General features: G+C 45.3%; 9 protein-coding genes and 14 tRNA genes. 5 read left to right on the plus strand and 18 right to left on the minus strand.

Annotation, left to right across the window (positions count from 1 at the left end):
* Positions 1-145: 145 nt before the first annotated feature.
* The 18 genes from F6K49_RS19660 to F6K49_RS19745 form a co-directional block, all read right to left on the minus strand.
* The gene (locus tag F6K49_RS19660) at positions 146-565 is read right to left on the minus strand and encodes a hypothetical protein (RefSeq protein WP_293041827.1); all 420 of its coding nucleotides are present in this window, start codon (positions 563-565) and stop codon (positions 146-148) included.
* Between the two features lie 128 nt (positions 566-693).
* On the minus strand, positions 694-873 hold the full coding sequence (locus F6K49_RS19665; protein WP_293041825.1) for a hypothetical protein: 180 nt from the start codon (positions 871-873) through the stop codon (positions 694-696).
* Positions 874-1,115: 242 nt separating this feature from the next.
* Positions 1,116-1,189 (minus strand) — tRNA-His (locus tag F6K49_RS19670).
* A 171-nt stretch (positions 1,190-1,360) separates the two neighbouring features.
* Positions 1,361-1,837 carry an NADAR family protein gene (locus F6K49_RS19675; RefSeq protein ID WP_293099358.1) on the minus strand — a complete coding sequence of 159 codons (477 nt, stop codon included), beginning with the start codon at positions 1,835-1,837 and terminating at the stop codon, positions 1,361-1,363.
* 648 nt (positions 1,838-2,485) lie between these two features.
* Positions 2,486-3,121, minus strand: coding sequence for a hypothetical protein (locus tag F6K49_RS19680; RefSeq protein WP_293099361.1), 636 nt, complete (start codon positions 3,119-3,121; stop codon positions 2,486-2,488).
* Between the two features lie 423 nt (positions 3,122-3,544).
* Positions 3,545-3,621: transfer RNA gene (locus F6K49_RS19685), tRNA-Met, on the minus strand.
* A 2-nt stretch (positions 3,622-3,623) separates the two neighbouring features.
* Positions 3,624-3,697: transfer RNA gene (locus F6K49_RS19690), tRNA-Leu, on the minus strand.
* Between the two features lie 86 nt (positions 3,698-3,783).
* Positions 3,784-3,862, minus strand: a tRNA-Leu gene (locus F6K49_RS19695).
* A 3-nt stretch (positions 3,863-3,865) separates the two neighbouring features.
* Positions 3,866-3,939 (minus strand) — tRNA-Leu (locus F6K49_RS19700).
* Between the two features lie 4 nt (positions 3,940-3,943).
* Positions 3,944-4,017 (minus strand) — tRNA-Pro (locus F6K49_RS19705).
* Positions 4,018-4,021: 4 nt separating this feature from the next.
* Positions 4,022-4,095: transfer RNA gene (locus F6K49_RS19710), tRNA-Leu, on the minus strand.
* A gap of 113 nt (positions 4,096-4,208) precedes the next feature.
* Positions 4,209-4,281: transfer RNA gene (locus F6K49_RS19715), tRNA-Gln, on the minus strand.
* Between the two features lie 27 nt (positions 4,282-4,308).
* Positions 4,309-4,383 (minus strand) — tRNA-Phe (locus F6K49_RS19720).
* Positions 4,384-4,414: 31 nt separating this feature from the next.
* Positions 4,415-4,487: transfer RNA gene (locus F6K49_RS19725), tRNA-Asn, on the minus strand.
* 4 nt (positions 4,488-4,491) lie between these two features.
* Positions 4,492-4,566, minus strand: a tRNA-Glu gene (locus F6K49_RS19730).
* Positions 4,567-4,570: 4 nt separating this feature from the next.
* Positions 4,571-4,641, minus strand: a tRNA-Trp gene (locus F6K49_RS19735).
* A 4-nt stretch (positions 4,642-4,645) separates the two neighbouring features.
* Positions 4,646-4,720: transfer RNA gene (locus F6K49_RS19740), tRNA-Met, on the minus strand.
* 70 nt (positions 4,721-4,790) lie between these two features.
* Positions 4,791-4,864: transfer RNA gene (locus F6K49_RS19745), tRNA-Asp, on the minus strand.
* Positions 4,865-5,440: 576 nt separating this feature from the next.
* On the opposite strand from F6K49_RS19745, the gene F6K49_RS19750 reads away from it, so the two are divergent.
* The 5 genes from F6K49_RS19750 to F6K49_RS19770 all read left to right on the plus strand — a co-directional run bounded on the left by F6K49_RS19750 (position 5,441) and on the right by F6K49_RS19770 (position 14,594).
* Positions 5,441-6,184, plus strand: coding sequence for an urease accessory protein UreF (locus F6K49_RS19750; RefSeq protein WP_293099364.1), 744 nt, complete (start codon positions 5,441-5,443; stop codon positions 6,182-6,184).
* A 642-nt stretch (positions 6,185-6,826) separates the two neighbouring features.
* Complete coding sequence (locus tag F6K49_RS19755; protein ID WP_293023573.1) at positions 6,827-8,080, plus strand: response regulator; 1,254 nt, start codon at positions 6,827-6,829, stop codon at positions 8,078-8,080.
* 211 nt (positions 8,081-8,291) lie between these two features.
* Positions 8,292-8,663, plus strand: a complete 372-nt coding sequence (locus F6K49_RS19760) for a response regulator (RefSeq protein WP_293099368.1) — start codon at positions 8,292-8,294, stop codon at positions 8,661-8,663.
* 31 nt (positions 8,664-8,694) lie between these two features.
* Positions 8,695-9,255, plus strand: coding sequence for a chemotaxis protein CheW (locus F6K49_RS19765; protein ID WP_293023578.1), 561 nt, complete (start codon positions 8,695-8,697; stop codon positions 9,253-9,255).
* Positions 9,252-14,594, plus strand: a complete 5,343-nt coding sequence (locus F6K49_RS19770) for a GAF domain-containing protein (protein ID WP_293099371.1) — start codon at positions 9,252-9,254, stop codon at positions 14,592-14,594. The genes F6K49_RS19765 and F6K49_RS19770 overlap by 4 nt, the downstream gene beginning before the upstream one ends.
* The last annotated feature ends 15 nt before the right edge of the window (positions 14,595-14,609 follow it).

Below are 14,609 nucleotides of genomic sequence, written 5' to 3' on the forward strand. Positions count from 1 at the left end.
AAGGGTTTTGATGCTATTTAATTAACAAAATTTTCTAAATACTGTCTCTTTCCACTGCTCCCTGCTCCCTGCTCCCTGCTCCCTTTGCCAAAGTGTTAATTTAGCATAACAAGTACGGAAGAGCCAAAAATTATTGATAGTGTGTCTAATTCTTCGATAGTTTACGGCTGATTCGCTTAATATTTCTGGAACGGCTAGCAATGGTTGCTGTACCTTTACCGATTTGTACAAATACTTTACCAGAGAAAAGATTACTGAGGGCTGGGCGTTGGTAAACTACAAACTCATCTAGCTTTGATGTTTCCTCAAACCCCATCTCGGTCAGAGCATCCTGGAGAGCAGCGCTAAAAACTTTCTTACTCTTGAATTCTAGGGATACTGTAACGGTTCGATTGAAGTAGGTACCTAATAAACCACCGATTAAGCCAAAAATTACACCGACACTATAGGGCATCCCTGTCACCAGACTTAGCCTCAAAACTTGCGATGAAAAGACAGTGGTAATTAGGGTTGTGCAGGTGAAGTAGTACAAAAATGTTATTAATAAACCAGGACCAAGCTGCATAGAAATTTCCTTTGATATTATAACTATACATTTGCCATCAGTTTAAGACATTTTGAATCTGTTTCAACTGTTTTTTCCTTTAGCGATCGCTTGAGCTGCCCATCTCGATCTTCCCAGAGAGGTAAATCTCAGTCTCTATCCAGGGATGGATGATAAAATTCTTGGGGTAGTAGTAGGAGTAACATACCTTCGTCTAGCTGATCAAATGCTTCACAGGGGTTGATCAGGTTAGCGTTCGCGTAGCGTGGCCATAGGCCAATCGCTTTTAGCGGAAGCTTTGCTTCATCGCGTGTAGAAGGGAAATCCACCAGGGAGGTACTGCCCCTCCTACCACTGCGTTATCAGCACAGTGCCTCGCTTTTCGGCTTCTGGTGGTTAGAGGAAGATGGAGGACTCGAACCCCTACAACATCGCTGCCATACCACGGTTTTCAAGACCGATTGCCGTCCACTCGGCGGCATCTTCCTTAAGGTGCGCTTTCCGTGATGGCGAACGCGCCCCGCGTGACCTACGGTCAAGGGATTGCTCGCCATCACGGGTCGCACCTAAGGGTGTCTGACGGGACTTGAACCCGTTATGACTGGTTCCACAAACCAGCGCCGCGACCACTTTGGCTTCAGACACCACGTTGTTTAAAACAATACAAATTCCTAATTATTTAGTCCTAATTACAGCGTTTTTCATAATGATGAGGTATACAGGTTTTTTTCCCTGTTCCCTGTTCCCTGTTCCCTGTTCCCTGTTCCCTGCTCCCTGCTCCCTGCTCCCTTTTTCTATAAATCCTCTGTTCACAACTCAAAGAAAAATGCTATCGTTAGCATCAAGTTGCTTGTCACGCAATATTGCTCTGACTGTCATTAAAATCTCTCCCAGTTTATTTTTCCCACTACCATCAGCACCACAACCCCAGTAATAATCTATGGGTGAATTCTCAACAATTACCTGATCACCTGTAGCAAGTAGTAACTGGCGAAGATCACCATGGGTTTCAAATTTTTGTAACACTCCTCGCTGCATAATCTCATCTTTGACTTTTTCCCAATCATCACGAAGAGGATGAGAGCGATTGCGTCCCATTTTTGCTGCTTCCTTTGGTGTTTTTGCCTCACGGATTTTGTCATACCAAGAGGAATCAGTGGTCACAAATTTTTGGGCTTGGAAGAAATGCTCACTAGTCACCCACCACAATTTATCTAGCTCAAAGCCATGTCGGGAGAAGTTGGAAAAACAACCATAGGGTTTTTGGCGAGTACCGTAAAAATAGATTGTCATATAGTATTTTTATTTCAATTGTGAATATACTCCCTTAAGGAAAGGCAAGAGGCAAGAGGCAAGAGGCAAGAGGCAAGAGGCAATAGACAAGATTTAATCAAGTATAGAAAGATTTTGGGTAATATAAAAAACGATATTTTTTTTATAATTGATTTATTATTGCTATAATCGTTGCTGACTAATGAGACTAGCAAATTTGCGTTGCTGAATTAAGTAATGATATCAAGTATATAGCGTTTCTAGGACTCATGAGGTACACAGAATGGTTTCTCTTACCTGCTCCCTGCTCCCTGCTCCCTGCTCCCATTAACCCAGATATTTGTACCTCACAAGTCGTAGAATTGCTATAGTTGGGTTAGTTCCCGATTCCCGATTCCCGATTCCCGATTCCCGATTCCCGATTGATACCCATTGTTTAAAAAGGTGAGAATGCTGACCACTCAGCCAGGTGGAAACCTCAAGGTTTTATGGAACCTACAACCATAGTCCCTGGATTTTATCGATGGTTGACCTTTATGGTTTGAAGGTTGATCAGCTAAGGTTTGATGATTGAGGTTTAAGGGTTAACCGTTAACCTTTGACCTTTAAATTTAGAAAGAAAAAACCATAAATTTAGAGATTTTCGAGTGACCAGCACCTATCACCATTTTAATCGGGAATTTCGATCATTGTCCTGGCATTGCTGATCGAGAGTACTCGATCAACTGTTGATTTGAACTGTTCAATAAAAGTTTGTCGTCTTTCAAGTTCTTCAGCCAGGTTAGTAGGATCCAGTAGTTCAACCCCTTCTCTAGCTAGAAAGCTATCTGACAAGGATTGATACTTCTGTGAACCAACGGATGCATTCTGTCCTAGCACTTCCAGAGCTAGTTTATCAAGTCTTTCTTTGACTCGTGCTTGTGCCATCTTATAGTGATTCAGGGTTTTAGTATATGCTGACTGCATAGTACCGATCACTGCTTCATAATACCTGATAAACATCTTCATCTCAATGGCTTCTGCCACAGTCATATCTTGGTCAGCAACCGTAACCATTGTAGACGCATTGGATAAGACAATTACTCTCTTGATCGTCCGTCGTCTGGCAATCAGGGCATCCACTTTTTGCAAAGCTGCTTTAGCTTTTATCTCATAATCTTCTCGTGATTTGAAGCCTGTTGGCACTTGACCGACTTCAACCACAGAAATTAAGGTGTTGTTGTCCAAAGCTGCTCTGGCTGAGTCAATGCGCTTTTCCAGCAAGGTCAACTCTGCTAGAGCATCTGTGACAGTAATAGTTGTCATTTTACCCTCCTTATCTCTTCATTTGTATCTCCTAGCTAATTACTTGTAAACCCTGCTGTTATTTAACTTATTAGGTAAACATAGTATTTATATAAAAAGGGAACAGGGAACAGGGAACAGGGAACAGGGAACAGTAGTAAAGAGCTCTTTTTTTTAAATTATGAACAATTAGCAAGATTGTTCAGGTTCTATTGATAACTATTAAAATCAGGTAAATCGTTACTTTTTATTGGTTGTTTGTTACTTGAAAAATTTAAATTTACGAACTCCTTTAAATGATAAGTATTCAAGCAGAGATGATAAGCTGATGTGCATTTAAATTGGTTATTCCCCGTTCCCTATTCCCTGATCCGAAGTTCCCTTTGAACAATTTAGGTATCCCAATCTAAATGCTGAACAGCTTATGACATCATGCCTGCAAATTGGTGGCAGGGGTGAGAATTGCACTCACTGATTTCCAGGGTATGAACCTGGCGAGCCTACTCTTGCTCCATCCCTGCGATACCCCTGACTGGATTTGAACCAGCAACACCTAGGTTCTAAGCCTAGAGCCTCTGCCAATTGGGCTACAGGGGTTTGGATCCGAGGGGCAGAATTTGCGCTTATGACCAATTGACTGTTGGTCAACTGGACTAAACCAAACTGCGCCACATCTGGATAATTGGTACTCCCGACAGGATTTGAACCTGTAAAAAAACTAGAATCTCGGTCTAGTGCGTCTACCAATTCCGCCACGGGAGCGTATACCCCTGGCAGGATTTGAACCTGCAAAACACTCGTTCTGGGGGAGTGATGTCTACCAATTGCATCACAGGGGTAAAGTCGGGGTGACAGGATTTGAACCTGCGACATCTTGCTCCCAAAGCAAGCGCGCTACCAAACTGCGCTACACCCCGTTAGTACTCCTGGTGGGAGTCGAACCCACAACTGACCGTTTTTAAAACGGTCGCCTCTGCCAATTGGGCTACAGGAGCTTATGTGATACCAAATTGCTATCAAAATTCATTTGGGTTAAAGGTTAAAGGTTAAAGGTTGAAGGTTAACCTTCAACCAGTTAACCTTCAACCGGTTAACCTTCAACAATAGAATGCCGGAGTTGGACTCGAACCAACTTCTCCGTGATTCAGAGTCACGGCGACTTGCCAATCGTCCATCCGGCATTTAGCACTTGCAATAGCAAGTGACAGTCCCCCAAGGTCGGCATCGAACCGACGACCTCTCGCTTTTCAGGCGAGCGCTCTACCCAACTGAGCTACCGGGGGATACAAAGGAGAAAGATGAAACCCCTCCTGACTGCCCTGGCAGGGATCGAACCCGCGACCATCGAGTTAACAGCTCGCTGCTCTTCCAACTGAGCTACAGGGCATTCATCGTGCCGACGGGGATCGAACCCGCAATCACCTGCTTGAAAGGCACGCGGCTTAACCAAATTTGCCTACGGCACGGGAGCGCGGAGACTGAGATTTGAACTCAGATCAACGGTTTTGGAGACCGTTATGTTCCCAGTTACACCATCTCCGTATGTGGTCGCAGCGGCGGGACTCGAACCCGCACTCTCCTGGTTATGAGCCAGGTGCTCTACCGTTGAGCTACGCTGCTAGGTCACTGATTGGAGTCACTGATTGGAGCAGGATTTGCACCTGCAACCGATAAAAGCGACTGCAAACAGCGAGGCTGACGGGAATCGAACCCGCGACTTCCTGTTCGACAGACAGGCGCTCTGACCGTCTGAGCTACAGCCCCAGGACTTGAGCAGTTTATCCGTTGGAGTTTAGATCAATCTTTTAGATAAATCTCTGAGTTCACTCTGTGGGGAATCAACCCAAGGGTCTATCCCCACTTGATGAGCAAACACAGTTATATCCAAACATGAATCAAAAGGTATGTTACATATTTATTTGTCAAGGTTCCGTGTAAGCTTTTGGATTCGAGCTTTTTGACTCTTTCCTCTGCGCTATGTTTTGATGCTACAACAATACTACAAGCGGTGTCAAGGGTTTGGGCAAACTTTTTTTGGAAATTTTTAGGAGTTATGTGGATAGCCCCAGAAAACAATATATGTAGTGTTTTTATATAAAACTAAACACTATATGTATATTTAGGGGGGGTAAGTCCTAATTGCCAGAGGGGCAAGGGATGGTTTAACGGATGTAATGGATGACAGGATCGAGCAGATCTCGATCAGGAGAAACTTGTTAATAAGTTGTTCCTAGTCCCCCTTCCCCCTCTTCGGTCTCTTCTTCAATCCTCAAAGAGCGTGGGATGCCGATTAGGTATGATGTACAGACAGTGCAATAGAACAATGAGCAACAAGCAAGAATGCATTTAGATCCCCTAGTCCCTAATTCTTTGTTGAATCTTTTGCAACTGGCTAGTCCCGTACTACCAGTGGGTGCTTACGGCTATTCGGAGGGTTTGGAAACTTTAGTTGATATTGGTGTGATTCACAACCAGACTACTCTGCACCAGTGGCTAGAGCATCAACTACGCTATGGAGCCATTCGATTAGAGGCTTATGTTATGGTGCGAGCTTACGAAAGTTATGGCAAAGGGGATTTAGATGGTTTGAACTACTGGAATGCTTGGGTAAGTGCTGCTAAGGAAACTTCTGAATTGCGATCGCAAAGTTGGCAGATGGGTAACTCGTTGATACGGTTACTGCTCGATTTGCACCCATCCACTGAAACTATTGTCCAGACGACCGATGTAACCTCTCAAGAAAATCTAATCTCTCTACACGATGTAGCATCAGCTGTGGGTCAACCCTGTAATTATGCGATCGCGTTTGGGATTGGGGCTGCTCACTGGCAGATTGACATTACAGCTACAGTCTTAGGTTACTTACATAGCTGGGCATCTAATGTCATCGGTGCTGGGGTCAAATTGATTCCCCTTGGTCAAACCGTTGGTCAACAGCTACTGCTAGCACTCAACCATAGACTTACTCTGACAACCGAAGATGTTTTAACTTTGGCGGATGAAAAATTAAGTAGTTGTGGCTGGGGATTAGCCCTGGCAAGTATGGCTCACGAAACTCAGTACACACGATTATTTCGCAGTTAATTCTTTTGAAAATAAATAATCCTTTTTTTAAAGACTTAATAAAGTTAGCTAGATTTTGTTGCTGATGTTACTGAGAGATGCTAGATTTTCTAGTTAGCAAAGTATACTACGACAATTAGCGTATCTTAAGACTTATATCCTAGTTATGATTAAGGCAGAATAAATAAAGTTAAGTTTAATTAATTTTATTTAAAAAACAACCTTAATGAAGCTAAAATTTATCAAGGTCAGCTACTAATTTACCTTCAGTTTGGCTAACAGAGTTTTGCTTATGGTTAGTGAAACTCGATAATGGTGCATCTCCACAACCCTGGCTTGACTTGTCTGCTAACATTACCAGTTTGGTGCATTTCTACAAAACCAGGACTTAGGCAAAACTGGGCGACAAACCATATAATTTGTTACAAATAGAGTTGCTGCGTAAGTTCTGAAAACTATACACAATATCAGGATTCACAATATTATAATTCACAATATTACCTATTAGGTTTCTAGGGTTGTAGGGATTAATTAAAACAGTAAATATTGACAACATCGGTGCTAATATAGGTGCTATCAAAATAGGAATATTACTTGTTAAAGATTCATTTTTAATTGTTAGTTAATAGTTACTAATTTTGCTATATATCAATAGAGACACCAATGACTACTCACAAAGTATTGACCACCGACAAACTGGCACAACAGATTCAAGCTTGCGCAAAGGCGCAATTGACTGGTCGGTTGGAGATTGAAGATCCCCAAGGTCAGCAGTGGACTCTTTTTTTCCACTTCGGTCGTTTGAGTGGCGGTGCTAGTAAAATGCATCCCATTCGTCGTTGGTGTCGGCAGTTGTCTGTACACTGCCCAGAACTATCAGCTGATCCTGTGTGTCAGGGGTCACCGGCTCAGCCGGTGTATTGGGATTACAAATCTCTAGCAGAACTAGTCAGAGAGGGGAAAGTACCGCTCAGACAGATGAGGTCAGTTGTTGCTGGCAACTGTACGGAAATACTCTTCGATATCATCCAACGGCAGGAACAACTCCGCTGTGGTTCATCAGAGCAACTAACTTACAGGCAGATTCCTCAAGACACTATTGATTCAACATCTGATTCAACCTTTGATTCAACCTTTGATTCAAGGTTGGTAGTAATTCGAGCTTCACAGATTTGGCAACAGGCAATGCTTGCTTGGGAGCCTTGGCAAGAGGCTGGTTTGGTAGATATTTCCCCTTCTTTGGCTCCGGTGATCTGGGATGCTGACAAATTGCGACAGCAGACCTCATTACTGGCCTACCACAACCTGACTACCTTAGTGGATGGCGATCGCACTTTGAGGGATTTAGCTTTGACGTTGAAACAGAATCTTTTGGCTCTGGCCCAATCAATCATGCCCTACATCCGAGTACAGGTGATGGGTCTGATCGAGGTTGGGGACTGGCGCTGTGATACTCACTTTACTAAAGCCACTAACCCAATGCCAGAAAATGCTCGAAGGTTTGGAGGACCAGTTCAGACATTACCAGCTAGTCCCTTGGTAGTTTATATCGAAGACAGCCACATCGATCGGCTGACCATGAGTCAAATTCTTGCCAATGCTGGTTATCGATTTATCAATGTTCAAGACCCTATCAAAGCCTTGCCGACCTTGCTAAAGCACAAACCACAGCTGATCTTCTTGGATTTGGTGATGCCGGTTTTAAACGGCTATGAAGTCTGTGCACAAATTCGTCGGGTTTCGGTGTTTCAAGACACGCCAGTGATTATGGTCACCAGTAATGACGGAATTGTAGACCGAGTGCGGGCCAAGATGGTCGGTTCTACAGACTTTTTAGCAAAGCCTATTACTCGGTCAAAGGTATTGACAATTCTCCAGAGGCATCTCGGGGTTAGTCGTAATATCCTGTCCAGTTGACTACTTACTTTAATACTTTAGTAAAGGGAACAGGGAGTAGGGAGTAGGGAGTAGGGAGTAGGGAGTAGGGAGTAGGCAACTTTCGATAAAAACTTATCACAATTAATTTTTTATACTTATGTATTCAATTTAATAATATTTTTGCTAATAAAAATTTAAAAAAAACAAATTTACGAAAAAAATATTATCAATAATTTTATATAAAAAAATTATGAATACAGTCCTTTTGGTTGAAGATAGCTTGACGGAAAATGAGATTCTAAGTTGTTACCTCAGAGAAGCTGGTCTCAACGTAGTTAGTGTCACCAGTAGTGAGGATGCCCAGATTAAACTCCAGTCCCAGAAACCAGATTTAGTGATTGTCGATGTGATTTTGCCAGGACAAAGCGGGTTTGAACTGTGCCGGGAACTCAAAACTAATTCCAACACCCAAATCATTCCAGTTGTGATTTGCTCAACTAAAGGAACTGATGCCGACAAACTCTGGGGTTCAATGCTGGGAGCTGATGCCTATTTACCTAAACCGATAAAGCAGCAAGAACTAATACAAACAATCCAGCAATTGTTAGGCATTAGGCATTAGGCATTAAGTATTAGGTATTAGGTATTAGGTAATGTTAAACTCCCTTGACCCAGTGGTAACACAAACCAATCTTGACCTACTGAACTTAGATCCACTAACCCCAGAAACCCGAGTGCGGTTGCTGCGTTTTCCTCTTGGAAAAGATGACAGTGTTCTGTTGCCCCTAGAGCAGATTACAGAAATTATCAGGGTGAATGTGCCGGAGGTTCTGCTGGTGCCGGAAATGCCCAGTTGCATTTTGGGAATTGGTAATTGGCGTTCAGAAATGCTCTGGTTGGTAGACCTAAACCAGCTGGTTGGCTATCCACCTCTGTCGAAGCTTGGGCAAGTTTCGGTATCTCCTGTGGCAATAGTAGTTCAGGTCAATGACCAGTCTTTGGGTCTGGTGGTATCCCATGTTAATGATATTGAGTTACATGAATTGGAGCAACTCCAGCCACCGACTCCTGGTTTATTTCCTCCTAAGCTATTGCCTTTTCTCCTGGGGTACCTACCTGGGGATGGCGGTGCAGTTTTGGATGTCATGGCTATTACTCAATGTCCCCTATGGCAGACACATCAACGAGGGGACTCTTGGGGAGGAGAGTCTTGAGGTTTTTCGACTTAGCCTCCTCCGAGATCTGGCAATTGATCAGGGCAATTATGATGAGTTTTGATCAACCAAATCAATCCCATCAAACCAATTATGACTGCTTGACAAGCTGGTCACTAACTCTGCCCATTGAACAGTCTATTGGAAGAGTTACTACCGACTCGATTGCCTCTGAACTGCCATCATGGTCGGCAATTTTACCATTATCAGATGTTGAAAAAAACGAAACTATAACTATGCCACAATTTGATCAATCTGAGGAAATACTCAGTTCTAAGTCCCAACTCAATCAATCATCGAGTAATGGCAATGGCAAGGGGACACCTACCGGGGTTCAGTTTCACCTAGCCGTGGATATTGAGCAACACTGCAAGGGTGAGCGGCAGTGGTTATTCAACCTGGCCACCCAGATGCGCAAAGCAGAAACTAGTGATGCCCTGTTGAGAACCACAGTGACTGAGGTTAGTCAGCGTTTACGGGTAGACCGAGCCTTGATTTTTCGCTTCCAGTCGGAGAATCGGGGTACAGTGCTAGTTGAGTCGATGGTGGGTGGCTATACTCCCAGTCAGGGGGAGTACCTACCAGTGATTGCTTTTGGGGCTGAGAATCGGTCAGCCTACGAGCAACAGGAAGTTATAGCCCTTAATGATATTAATGACCGGGCTGTTAGTCCTTTTCAACTCCAACTACTGGAACGATTCCAGGTCAAAGCCAGCTTAAGTCTACCGATTTTGATCGATGGGCAATTGTGGGGCTTACTAGTGGTGCAGCAATGTTCTGGTTCCCGGGAATGGCAGGAAGCTGACATTAGTCTGCTCTACCAAGTTGTTACTGAACTGAGGCTGAGTCTACAGCCAGTGGAATTGAGTAACCGATGGCGAGAGCAGGTGAAGCAGGAAAAGGTCTTGGCTCAAATCTTGGGCACAATTCCACCGTCTTCTGATCCCAATATTGCCCTGGGCAACATTTGCCACGAACTGCGCCTGTTTTTCAAGGCTGATCGGGTAGTGGTTTATCGCTTCAATCCTGACTGGAGTGGTGAATTTGTGGCTGAGTCAGTTGCAGAGGGTTGGGTGAGCCTGCTCCAAGACCAAAAGCAAAATCCTAACCTGACATCACCAGATCTATTTTCCTCTAGGCGCTGTACGGTCAAGCAAATCGGATCGGTGGCCAGCCCTACTACCGATACCTATTTAAAGCAGACACAAGGGGGCAGCTATTTCAAACGTAAGCAGGTAGAGCGAGTTGACGACATCTATGCCGCTGGTTTTTCACAGTGCTACATTGAAACCTTAGAAAAATACCAGACCAATGCTTATATTATCGCCCCAATCTTTGATGGTGAACACCTCTGGGGCTTATTTGCCGTTTACCAGAACTCTCGCCCTCGGCGCTGGCAAGATAGTGACGTCGTGCTGCTGTCACTAGTCAGTGACCGTCTCAGTAATATTCTCAAGCAATTGGACATTACAGCCCAGCTACAGGAGAAATCGGAGCAACTGGATATTGCGGTTAAGGGGGAACACATAGCAAGTCGCTTCCTTGATAAGATACTTAAGAGTTCCGACTTGAACAGTGTTTTCCAGACCGCTACTCAAGAAATCCGGCAGCAGCTGAAGTGCGATCGCGTGGCTGTTTATCGCTTCAATCCTGACTGGAGTGGTGAGTTTGTGGCTGAAGATGTGGCACACGGTTGGATACCGTTAGTTGAACCGAGTATTAAAAAAGTCTGGCGCGATACCTATTTGGAGGAAACCGAAGGCGGTCGGTATCGCCACAATGAAACCTTAGCCATTGATGACATTTACAAGGTTGGTTACGATCAATGTCACATAGACCTGTTAGAGCAATTTCAGGCTAAAGCTTATGTGATTGTACCGATTCTGCAAGGGGAAACCCTCTGGGGTTTCCTCGCAGCTTACCAGAACAATGGCCCTCGTCACTGGCAGAAAATGGAGGTGGGTATACTGGCTCAGATGGGCCGACAATTTGGGGTTGGCCTCCAGCAAACGGAGTATATTGAGCAACTGCGAGCAAAATCCAAGCAACTGCTATTGGCTGCAGACCTAGAAAAATCAGCAGTCAGAGTCATCAACAAAATCCGGCAATCTCGGAAACTGGAGACGATTTTCAAGACCACAACCATAGAAATTCGTAAGCTCCTGATGGCTGACCGGGTCGGTCTGTTTCGCTTTGACCCTGACTCCGATTATAACGATGGAGAGTTGGTGTCTGAAGATGTGGTCAATGGGTACGATGGGATCCTGGGTAAGAAGGTTCACGACCATTGCTTTAGTCAACAGTATTCCCAGCACTATGTCGAAGGGCGAGTACACGCAGTTGCTGATATCTACAATGGGGATCTTGGCGATTGCTACATTGAGCTGCTAACTCAGTTTCAAGTCCGGGCTAACCTGGTGGTGCCATTGCGTAAAGGAACTGAACTGTGGGGATTTTTATGCATTCACCAATGCAGTAAGCCCCGTCAATGGCAGGAGTATGAGATTGATTTTGCCAAGCAGATTGCCCTACACTTTGAAGTTGCCCTACAACAAACAGAGTACCTAGCCCAAGTCGAGGCCAAATCTACCCAGGTCGCTAAAATCGCAGGGATGGAGCGAGCGGTAGTTGGAATCATCAACAAGATCCGTCAGTCTCGAAACCTAGATACCATTTTCAAGACAACCGCTATCGAAATGCGCAAGCTTCTTCAGGTTGACCGGGTGGGTGTATTTAAGTTTTACCCTAACTCTGGCTTTGATGATGGGGAATTGGTATCTGAGGATGTGGCATCAGGCTACCATGCCATGCTAGGAATCAAAGTTAACGACCACTGCTTTGGTGAACAGTATGCCCCTCACTACACCGAAGGACGTGTGCAAGCAGTTGCTGATGTCTACAATGCGGGTTTCAGCGATTGCCATATTGAGCTGCTGGCTCAGTTCCAAGTCCGGGCTAATCTGGTTGTGCCCCTACTTCTTGCACCTGATTTGTGGGGATTGTTGTGCATTCACCAATGCAGTAAGCCCCGTCAATGGCAGGAGTATGAGATTGATTTTGCCAAGCAGATTGCCCTGCACTTTGGGGTAGCGCTACAGCAATTGAGCTACCTGGATCAAGTGGAGGCCAAATCTCACCAGCTTGCCCAAGCTGCTGTGCGGGAGCGAGTAGTAGCAAGCCTTAGCAACCATTTGTCCCAGTCTGTAGATGTTTATAGTATCTTCCAGAGTATTACCAAAGAGTTGCGGCAAGTGTTGGGAGCTGACCGGGTAGTAATCTATCGCTTCAACTCCGACTGGAGTGGTGAGTTTGTGGCTGAATCGGTTGCCCCTGGCTGGATTTCCCTAATCACTGAACAAGAAAGAGACGACCGCCTGAAGGTGGATACAACGGCTTATGAGCGCTGCCAAGTTACAGCCCTGAGTGTTAATTCTCTGTCTAATGTTGATACCTGCTTGCAAGAAACCCAGGGTGGAGAGTTCGCCCGAGGTGACCGCTTCAAGAAGGTTGATGACATCTATGCCATGGGTTTCGCTCCCTGCTACATCAACACTCTGGAACAATACCAAGCCAGGGCATATCTGATTATGCCAATTTTCCAAAGTGACAAGCTCTGGGGGCTGCTGGCGGCTTACCAAAATACGGGACCCCGTCAGTGGCAAGATACCGATGTCACCCTCATGCTCCAAATTAGTAATTCCCTGGGATTAGCCTTGCAGCGATCCCATTACCTAGATCAGTTACGAGCCCAATCTACCCAACTCACCAAAGCGGCTCAAATTGCTCAGGGGGTAACCAAAATAGTTGGTAAGCTGTTTCAGTCTCGGGATGTAAATACAATCTATCGTATCACAACCCAAGAAATCCGGCAGCTGCTCAAATGCGATCGCGTAGCCCTCTATCACTTCAATCCTGATTGGACTGGTCAGTTTGTGGCTGAGGCAGTTGCAACTGGTTGGTTAGCATGGGTGGGAGCAGATATCAAAGCCTTCTGGCCCGATACTTATCTACAAGACACCCAGGGAGGTCGGTATCGCAATCGTGAAAGCGTGGCCGTTGATGACATTTACACCTTTGGTTATTCTGACGGTTACCTAGAAACCTTAGAGCAATATGAGGTTAAGGCTTATATGCTGGCACCGATTTTTATACAAGGAACCTTATGGGGTTTACTGGGTACCTACCAAAATACTGGTCCTCGTGACTGGCAAGAGTTTGAACTCAACGCCCTGGCTCAGATTGCGGTGCAAGTAGGGGCAGCCCTGCAACAGGCTGAGTATCTCGCACAAATCCAAAACCAGTCCCAGCAGCTGACCGATGCCGCACAACGGGAGAAAGCCGACAAAGAAGCAGTACAGCGGGAGGTAATGCAGTTGCTCTCAGCAGTGCGACCAGCTCTAGAAGGAGACCTCACCGTCCGAGCTCCGGTAACCAACAATGAAGTAGGTACCATTGCTGATGCCTACAACAACACCTTACAAAGCCTGCGCCGGATTGTGACTCAAGTCCAGCAAGCTTCCAGGAAAGTTGCCCAAACGTCTGTTGACAGGGAATCCTCCATTGCCAAGCTCACAGCCCAAGCCCAGCAGCAATTTATGGCTCTCGGTCAAGCCTTAGAGAACATCCAGACCATGGTTAATTCTACAGAAGCTGTAGGTGAGAGTGCTCAACAGGTAGAAGTAGCAGTCCAAACCGCTAACCAAACCCTCCAAGCAGGGGATGCCGCCATGAACCGTACCGTAGATGGAATTCTCGAAATCCGGGAGACAGTGGCAGAAACCAGCAAACGGCTCAAGCGCCTGAGCGAATCGTCCCAGAAGGTTTCGAGGGTGGTAAACCTGATTAGCAACTTTACGAATCAGACCCAATTGCTAGCGTTGAATGCAGCCATTGAAGCTACAAGGGCTGGTGAGTATGGACGGGGTTTTGTAGTTGTTGCCGATGAAGTACGTTCTCTAGCCCGTCAGTCAGCGGAAGCCACCACTGAGATCGAGCAGTTGGTGCAGGAGATCCAGAAGAGTACCGCTGAGGTTTCTACAGCCATGGATAAAGGTATTCAACAGGTTGCCCAAGGAACCGCAATGGTACAAGATACCCGTCTCACTCTCAATGCCATTGTTGAAGCCACCAGCCAAATCAGCCAGCTTGTAGAGGGTATTACCCAAGCCACCCAGGTACAGACCGAAGAGTTCCAATCCGTGACCCAAACCATGACTGAAGTTGCAGGAATTGCCAACAAAACTTCTGAGGATGCCATGGAAATTTCTACGTCTTTCCAAGAACTCCTAGCCATGGCTCAGAATCTTCAAGCCAGTGCTGACCAGTTCAAGGTTGAGTAGTCATTTGCCTTGCTA

This window comes from Moorena sp. SIO3I6 (assembly GCF_010672095.1).

Bases quoted from the DNA above. Each gene is read 5' to 3' on its own strand.
- F6K49_RS19660 (WP_293041827.1), bottom strand. From the start codon at position 565: ATGCAGCTTGGTCCTGGTTTATTAATAACATTTTTGTACTACTTCACC.
- F6K49_RS19675 (WP_293099358.1), bottom strand. From the start codon at position 1,837: ATGACAATCTATTTTTACGGTACTCGCCAAAAACCCTATGGTTGTTTT.
- F6K49_RS19680 (WP_293099361.1), bottom strand. From the start codon at position 3,121: ATGACAACTATTACTGTCACAGATGCTCTAGCAGAGTTGACCTTGCTG.
- F6K49_RS19750 (WP_293099364.1), top strand. From the start codon at position 5,441: ATGCATTTAGATCCCCTAGTCCCTAATTCTTTGTTGAATCTTTTGCAA.
- F6K49_RS19755 (WP_293023573.1), top strand. From the start codon at position 6,827: ATGACTACTCACAAAGTATTGACCACCGACAAACTGGCACAACAGATT.
- F6K49_RS19760 (WP_293099368.1), top strand. From the start codon at position 8,292: ATGAATACAGTCCTTTTGGTTGAAGATAGCTTGACGGAAAATGAGATT.
- F6K49_RS19765 (WP_293023578.1), top strand. From the start codon at position 8,695: ATGTTAAACTCCCTTGACCCAGTGGTAACACAAACCAATCTTGACCTA.